This window comes from Rosenbergiella gaditana (assembly GCF_018494065.1).
Taxonomy (GTDB): domain Bacteria; phylum Pseudomonadota; class Gammaproteobacteria; order Enterobacterales; family Enterobacteriaceae; genus Rosenbergiella; species Rosenbergiella gaditana.
In genome coordinates this window covers 1-2,247 of sequence record NZ_JABBFR010000048.1, presented here as the reverse complement: position 1 = coordinate 2,247, position 2,247 = coordinate 1, and the positions used below count along the sequence as shown (strand labels likewise).

General features: G+C 34.7%; 2 protein-coding genes and 2 pseudogenes. 1 reads left to right on the top strand and 3 read right to left on the bottom strand.

The window, feature by feature from the left end; all coding sequences use genetic code 11:
- Positions 1–122: 122 nt before the first annotated feature.
- Together HH682_RS15340 and HH682_RS15335 are read right to left on the bottom strand one after the other, a co-directional pair.
- Positions 123–401, bottom strand: a complete 279-nt coding sequence (locus tag HH682_RS15340; protein WP_250318736.1) for a DNA adenine methylase — start codon at positions 399–401, stop codon at positions 123–125.
- Positions 402–536: 135 nt separating this feature from the next.
- Positions 537–1,265: a hypothetical protein gene (locus tag HH682_RS15335; protein ID WP_250318735.1), complete on the bottom strand. Its 729-nt coding sequence runs from the start codon at positions 1,263–1,265 to the stop codon at positions 537–539.
- A 468-nt stretch (positions 1,266–1,733) separates the two neighbouring features.
- Between HH682_RS15335 and HH682_RS16170 the strand changes: the two are divergent.
- Positions 1,734–1,814: pseudogene (locus tag HH682_RS16170) on the top strand (hypothetical protein); the annotation flags it as partial.
- Positions 1,815–2,050: 236 nt separating this feature from the next.
- On the opposite strand, the pseudogene HH682_RS16165 reads toward HH682_RS16170, so the two are convergent.
- Positions 2,051–2,143 (bottom strand): annotated as a pseudogene (locus HH682_RS16165) (IS1 family transposase); the annotation flags it as partial.
- Between the last annotated feature and the right edge of the window lie 104 nt (positions 2,144–2,247).

The window sequence follows — 2,247 nt, the reverse complement described above, 5'->3', positions numbered from 1 at the left end:
AGTACTTTTGCCGTTACAGACAACGCCTTTAGTCACGGAACAAGAGGGACAGCACACGGAGATGGAAGCCACAGAAGTACCTCAAAAACACCATCATACACTAAATCAATAAATTGGAGTCATTACCGGATTTCGTCAATCATTTCACATAATGATTCGTTATGATTCACAACAGCAGACCAAAAAGCATAAAGTGCTGGGTCTATATCATTAATGAAAATGTCCTCAACAAGACCATTGAGTAGCAAACCTAAGGCAACACCTGCCCCACCAGCATAGGGTTCCGCATAGCAACCGCCAACTAAGTCGTTACAACGGAGAATTTGCTCTATATGTGGAGAGAATTTTGCTTTACCTCCAGGATAACGGAGGGGAGTTTTGAAATGAGAAGGCTTTGGCATCCGCTATCAACTCAGTAAAAAAATAATCGAAATTTTACCATGCTACCGGCATTGAATCCATCAAATCTATGTGTAATTATACAGATAATAAAAGGATTTACTTTATGAGTAAAGGAGGCTGCAAATGCTATTGATTTACTCATTATTCTCTTGCTTTATTTTTTTTGTTAATTCAAGTATCTCTTTCAGATATTGCAAATGGTTTGCAACATTTTTAAGTGCTAATGCTCCGAGTGATAACCCCAAAAGAAAAGCTAATCCTAATACGATTAATGTATTTGTTGTTCCGGAATTGAAAAGACCTTTTGATATAGTATCACCTAATTTGTTTAATCCACCAATGCCTTGAATAGCTGAGTAAGCTAATCCGAGTATTGATAATACGGCGGTTTTCTCTCCAAAAAAATCATTGATTCTTAATTTTAATCTTTGTATCTTTATATTTAACCAATCTATGCAATAGTTTAACTCTGTCAAAGAGTAGGGCATCAGTTTTTGTATGTTTTGCTCATCGTTATCAATTTCACAAATTAGATCGTTAAAAATCTCCTTTTTGAAATTGAGCATGAATTTCACTCCGGGAACTATTGGAGTAAATAAGTATACTATACCGGAAATAGAATTGATGGCGTATAAAATTAATGCAGTTAAAATAAATGGATCTTTAGGAAGGCTAAAAACTTTGTAGATAATTGCTATAAATACCATTAAAAAAAGAGAAAAAAGAGATGTAAGGAGTGAATATACTTGAATCTTTCTCAGCGAGTTACTTTTTTTATTTAAATGTTTATAAGGAGCATAAGTTTTCATTTCACTTGTTGTTTTTATGATTTGATTTACTCTATACATTGTTTTTAGTTCCATTGTTATACTATTATTCAAGGCCATTGATTACTAAATGTATTGATTTTACACTATCATTCGGAAATGACTAATATTGACTGTTCGATAATCACCAATCGGGAGTGATGGTATCAATGATGGTATCCTTCCTGATGTTGTTTACTTTAATTCTATAAGATCATAAGGATAGTTGCGATGTTCGAGTCCGGCCTTCGCACCAAGTACTTTCCCAGTAATGCCCGGGTAAGTCTGAAAAATCCTTTTAAATCATATATTATCATCAACTTATCTTTAGAGAAGTTCCGTTCAATCCCGCAATAGATATGGCTGGCGCATTGACTACAACCGAGACTCTCCACTATATAGCTTTATCATTTCATAGATTCCCAGAGTTTTCAGAAAGGCTCGCCTAATATTGAGGGCGCAAGATAATCCGTATCACCTTCCAACTATTACTACTTATCTACACCATGCGTAACAATGTTAGAGCATACCTCTGAGCACATAGAGGAACCTAGGTTAATGGTGCAATGGTGGGCTGATTATCTATCCATCTTTACTAATAAATAGTTAACCCCTTATCAATATACAAAGCAAGGCTAACAAATTATTCTCCGTAATCTACTTTAAATTCTGAAGGTGTAGACAATCTACAAGATTCAGATGACGTAATAATTTTGATGATTACACTATCAGATTTACAATATATAAATATTGTCGGATCTTTATTTAAAATGATGAAAAAGTTAAATATTAATAGCATTACGCTACAAAAATGGGTGGTGTATTCAATATGGTGAATGACATTACAATACATAGTGCTCATGGTCGATAAACGTACTAATGATCCTGTCATGCATTTCTGCAGATTTTGAGTATCCAAGCAAAAACCTTGTTACAGAATCACCAAAACTCACCGGAGGCGATAGGGTAATCCCCCCGAAAAATCGGTGTGTTCATAAGTAGAATTTTCTACTAACCTGAACTCAGGGGAGATTTCTAT

What these genes read in the sequence shown, in the direction of transcription:
- HH682_RS15340 (WP_250318736.1), bottom strand. Translation starts at nt 401, where the DNA reads ATGCCAAAGCCTTCTCATTTCAAAACTCCCCTCCGTTATCCTGGAGGT.
- HH682_RS15335 (WP_250318735.1), bottom strand. Translation starts at nt 1,265, where the DNA reads ATGGAACTAAAAACAATGTATAGAGTAAATCAAATCATAAAAACAACA.